The organism is Roseateles sp. (genome assembly GCF_031397715.1).
Classification (GTDB): domain Bacteria; phylum Pseudomonadota; class Gammaproteobacteria; order Burkholderiales; family Burkholderiaceae_C; genus Paucibacter_A.
Genome location: NZ_JANNMI010000223.1, coordinates 1 through 4,682, shown reverse-complemented (window position 1 = coordinate 4,682; position 4,682 = coordinate 1). Strand labels below are relative to the sequence as shown.

General features: G+C 64.9%; 4 protein-coding genes. 1 reads left to right on the top strand and 3 read right to left on the bottom strand.

Going from position 1 to position 4,682, the window contains the following annotated elements:
- Nucleotides 1-277 precede the first annotated feature (277 nt).
- Nucleotides 278-1,885, top strand: coding sequence for an iron ABC transporter permease (locus RMO57_RS09535; RefSeq protein ID WP_310386040.1), 1,608 nt, complete (start codon nucleotides 278-280; stop codon nucleotides 1,883-1,885).
- 9 nt (nucleotides 1,886-1,894) lie between these two features.
- On the opposite strand, the gene ugpQ is transcribed toward RMO57_RS09535, so the two are convergent.
- From ugpQ to ugpE, 3 genes are all read right to left on the bottom strand, one after another.
- Nucleotides 1,895-2,635, bottom strand: a complete 741-nt coding sequence (ugpQ, locus tag RMO57_RS09530; RefSeq protein WP_310386038.1) for a glycerophosphodiester phosphodiesterase — start codon at nucleotides 2,633-2,635, stop codon at nucleotides 1,895-1,897.
- Between the two features lies 1 nt (nucleotide 2,636).
- Nucleotides 2,637-3,710, bottom strand: coding sequence for a sn-glycerol-3-phosphate import ATP-binding protein UgpC (locus RMO57_RS09525; protein ID WP_310386037.1), 1,074 nt, complete (start codon nucleotides 3,708-3,710; stop codon nucleotides 2,637-2,639).
- Nucleotides 3,711-3,823: 113 nt separating this feature from the next.
- Nucleotides 3,824-4,636 (bottom strand): sn-glycerol-3-phosphate ABC transporter permease UgpE, encoded by an 813-nt coding sequence (ugpE, locus tag RMO57_RS09520; RefSeq protein WP_310386042.1) that lies wholly within the window; start codon nucleotides 4,634-4,636, stop codon nucleotides 3,824-3,826.
- Nucleotides 4,637-4,682: the final 46 nt, after the last annotated feature.

Genomic DNA, 4,682 nt, shown 5'->3' with positions numbered 1-4,682 from the left:
GTGGTCTTGCCACAGCCCGAGGGGCCAATCAAGACGCCGATTTGCCCGCGGGTCAGCTGCAAACTCAGCGCTTCGACCGCGCTGCGACCCTGGTTGCCGCTGTTTGTCGGCGAAGGGATATGCGCTGCGCCTGGGTAGCGCAGCCCGATCTGGTCGAGGGCTAGAAACATGGCCCGTATGATAGCGGGCCGCTAGCAACGCGGCGAACGCGCCTTGTTCGCATTCGCCGTCAGTGCGCGCCCCTTTTCTGCCCTTCCGCCCATTCCGCCCATTCCGCATGCTGCGTCTGATCACCGTTTTTTGCCTGCTACTGGCCGTGCCCGTGCTGGGCATCCTGGGCTCTTGGTTCAATTTGGATCAGCAGGCTTGGGGCGTCTTGCAGCATCAATTGGCCACCGTGCTGCCCGAATATGCGGGCTCTTCGCTGCTGCTCTCGGTCAGCGTTGGCCTCGGCGTGGCCTTGCTGGGCGGCGCCACCGCGGCGGCCATCAGCCTGTTTGAATTCCCGGGCCGCAAATGGTTTGAATGGGCCTTGCTGCTGCCAATGGCGATGCCGGCCTATGTGGCCGCCTATGCCTATACCGATGCGCTGCAATACAGCGGCGCCTTGCAAACCTGGTTGCGCGCTTTGACCGGCGCACAGGGCGCGCTGTGGTCCGATGTGCGCAGCCTGCCGGGCGCCGTGGTTTTGTTCGTCTTGTGCCTCTACCCGTACGTCTATTTGCTGACCCGCACGGCCCTGCAGGAGCGCGGCGTGACGCTGATGGAAACCGCCCGCATCTTGGGTGCCGGCACCTGGCGTCGGGTGCGTGAGGTGGCGCTGCCGTTGGCGCGGCCGGCCTTGGCGGCCGGTGTGGCGCTGGCCTTGATGGAGACGCTGGCCGACTACGGCGTTGGCGCCTACTTCGGCCTCAGCACCTTGACCACCGGCATTTACAAGGCCTGGCTGGTGATGAATGACCGCATGGCCGCCGCGCAACTGGCCTCGATCTTGTTGCTGGCGGTGGCGGCCCTGCTGTGGTTTGAGCGCCGCGCGCAGGCCAAGCTGCGTTTTGCCAGCAGCCGCTCCGGCGCCCAACATGCGGCCGAAGCCCGGCCGCTGCCGTTGCGGGGCTGGGCCGCGGCCGGCGCCGTACTCTTGTGTGGCCTGCCGGTGCTGCTGGGTTTTGTGCTGCCGGTGCTTGCCCTGCTCAAGCTGATGTATTTAGAGGCCCGCTACGGTGAATTCGGCCTGCCTTTGGAGCGCTTTGCCCATTGGGCCTGGACCAGCCTCAGCTTGGCGAGCATCTCGGCGCTGTTGGCGGTGGGCCTGGCCCTGGTGCTGGCCTTTGCGGCGCGCATTGCGGCCGGCGGGCGTTTGCTCGGTGCGGCCACGCGCGTGGTGTCGCTGGGCTATGCGGTGCCGGGGGCGGTCATCGCGGTGGGCATTTTGCTGCCGCTGGGTTGGCTGCAGCAGAATTTTCCGCAGCTGGGGCTGACGGCCATCGTCACCGGCACCAGCGCCGGCCTGATCTATGCCTATCTGGTGCGCTTTTCCGGCGTGGCGTTGCAGTCGGTGGAGGCCGGCTACGCGCGCATCTCGCCGACGGTGGACGAAACCGCGCGCCTGCTCGGCGCCTCGCGGCAGCGCCTGTTCTTGCGCCTGCATGCGCCTTTGCTGGCTCGCTCGGCGCTGGCTGCGGCCTTGTTGGTGTTTGTCGATGTGATGAAGGAGCTGCCCGCCACCCTGGTACTGCGGCCCTTCAACAGCGACACCTTGGCGGTGGTCGCCTATCAATTGGCCCGCGACGAACGGCTGGGTGAAGCGGCGCTGCCGTCACTGGCCATCGTGCTGGTGGGCTTGGTGCCGGTGTTGATGCTGTCCAGAGCGATGCGGCGGCGCTGATGACCGAGTTCAGGCGGGCGAGAACTGGTCGACCGCGTCGGTGATGATGCCGTCCACCCCGTCTGCGATCAGCGTTTGCGCGGCCGCCCTATCGTTGACGGTGTAGACCAGCGCACGCAGGCCGGCCGCGTGGATCTGCGCCAGGGTGGCGTGGTCCATCAGCCGGTAATGGGTGATGACGGCGCCGCAGCCCAAGCTCTGCGCCTCGTCCAGCCAGCCTGAGCGCAGGCTATCCAGCAACAGGCCGCGCGCGATCTCCGGCGCGCTCTGCATCGCACCTTGTAAGGAGAGCGGGTCGAAGGAGCTGAACAAGGGCGCAAGACCTGACCCTCCCCACAGACGCTGGACCTCAGAGCCGACCACCTGGCCGGTCAACAGCTCCCGGCCCGGCGTCGCCTTCAGCTCAATATTCAGCGCAAAACGGTTGGCGATGACGAAGCGGGCGACGGCCTCCAGGCTGGGCAGTGGCTCGCCGGCAAAGCGGCGGCCATGCCAGGTGCCAGCGTCCAGGCGGGACAGCTCGCGCCAGCCCAGCTCGCCGGCCACACCCTGGCCATTGCTGGTGCGCTCAAGCGTCGCGTCATGCAGTAAAAAGGGCAGGCCGTCGCTGGAGAGTTTGACGTCGCACTCAAACGCCCGGTAGCCATATTCCGCGCCGAGGCGAAAGGCGGCCAAGGTGTTCTCGGGCGCTAACTTGCCGGCGCCGCGATGGGCGATCCAGAAGGGCAGGGGCCAGGTCTTGCTTGTCATCTCAAAAATTTTCCACACGATGGGTGGTTTGCGGGTCGAACCAGTGCAAATGTTTGGCGTCGATTGCCAACATCAGCACGGCGCCGATCCGGGGCGCGGCCAGGGTGGCGTCAATGCGCAGCGTGAACAGCTCACTGCCCAGCCGACCATAGACCAGGCGCTCAGCCCCAAGCATCTCTATCATCTCGACCTCAAACGGCCAGCCTTGTTCGGCTTGGCCATGGTCCAGATGCTCGGGCCGCAGGCCCAGGATCAGTTCGCCGTCGCGCGGCGCGGCCTGCGGCAGGGCCAGCGTGATGCCGCCGACGCTGAAAGTTAGTCCCCGTGCCTGGCCCTTCAGCAGATTCATCGGTGGCGAGCCGATAAAGCCGGCCACAAAGCTGCTGGCCGGCCGGGCATAGACCTCCTCGGGCGTGCCGATCTGCTCCATATGACCGCCGTTCATCACGATCATCCGCTGCGCCAGCGTCATCGCCTCGACCTGGTCATGGGTGACAAACAGCGAGGTCACGCCGAGTTCACGGTGCAGCTTTTGAATCTCCAACCGGGTGTGCGCGCGCAGCTTGGCGTCGAGGTTAGACAGCGGCTCGTCGAACAAAAACACCTGCGGCTTGCGCACGATGGCACGGCCCATCGCGACGCGCTGGCGCTGGCCGCCGGAGAGCTGGCGCGGCGTGCGGTCCAGCAAGCCGCCGAGCTCCAGGATCTTGGCCGCCTTGTCGACGCGGGCCTTGATCTCGGCCTCGGGCACTTTTTTGATCTTCAGGCCGTAGGCCATGTTCTCGAACACGGTCATATGCGGGTAGAGCGCGTAGTTCTGGAACACCATCGCGATATCGCGTTCGGCCGGCTCGATGTCGTTGACCACGCGCGCGCCGATCGCGATCTCGCCGCCGGAGATGTCCTCCAGGCCGGCGACCATGCGCAGCAAGGTCGACTTGCCGCAGCCGGACGGGCCGACGATGACAACGAACTCACCGTCCCGGATCTCGGCATTGACGCCGTGGATCACCTGATTCGCCTTGGGGCCGTGGCCGTAGCGTTTGATGACGTTTCTGAGGGAAATGCTGGCCATATTTGCTTGTCTTTATGCAGGTCTATACGAACGGTTCTACGCGGAGAACCCGCTTAATCAGTTGGGGACAGAGCTACTCGCGAGTACGCTCGGGCGGTCTGTCCCGCAAAGCCCTATTTCTCGGTATCGACCAAGCCCTTGACGAACCACTTCTGCATCAGCATCACGACCAAGGCGGGTGGAATCATCGCCAGCATCGCGGTGGCCATGATGATGTTCCAGTCGTTGGCCGCGTCGCCGCCGCTGATCATGCGTTTGATGCCGATGACGACCGGGTACATCTGCTCGTCGGTGGTGACCAGCAGCGGCCACAGGTATTGGTTCCAGCCGTAGATGAACTGAATCACGAACAGCGCGGCGATGCTGGTCGTCGACAGTGGCAGCAAGATGTCTTTGAAAAAGCGCAGCGGCCCGGCGCCGTCCATGCGGGCTGCCTCCAGCAACTCATCCGGCACCGTCATGAAGAACTGGCGGAACAAAAAGGTCGCGGTGGCCGACGCGATCAGCGGCACGGTCAGACCCGCATAGCTGTTCAACATCCCCAGATCGGCCACCACCTGGTAGGTCGGGCCTATGCGCACCTCGACTGGCAGCATCAGCGTGACGAAGATGGTCCAGAAGAAAAACGACTTGAACGGGATGCGGAAAAACACGATCGCAAAGGCCGACAGCAGCGAGATCGCGATCTTGGCGATTGCAATCGTCAGCGCGCTGACCAGGCTGACCCACATCATCCGGCCGACCGGCGCGGTGGAGCCGGAGCCGGTGGCATTGCCGAACAGCGCGGCCTTGTAGTTCTCGATCAGGTGGCTGCCCGGCAGCATCGGCATCGGCGCCTGCACGATCGCGTCGGCCGTCTGCGTGGACGCGACGAAGGTGATGTAAACGGGGAAGGCGACGATCAGCACCCCCAGGATAAGGACCAGGTGGGCCTCGGCGAGGAATTGGTCCGCGCTGTGAAGCTGGGTACTG

Bases quoted from the DNA above. Each gene is read 5' to 3' on its own strand.
- RMO57_RS09525 (WP_310386037.1), bottom strand. From the start codon at position 3,710: ATGGCCAGCATTTCCCTCAGAAACGTCATCAAACGCTACGGCCACGGC.
- ugpQ (WP_310386038.1), bottom strand. From the start codon at position 2,635: ATGACAAGCAAGACCTGGCCCCTGCCCTTCTGGATCGCCCATCGCGGC.
- RMO57_RS09535 (WP_310386040.1), top strand. From the start codon at position 278: ATGCTGCGTCTGATCACCGTTTTTTGCCTGCTACTGGCCGTGCCCGTG.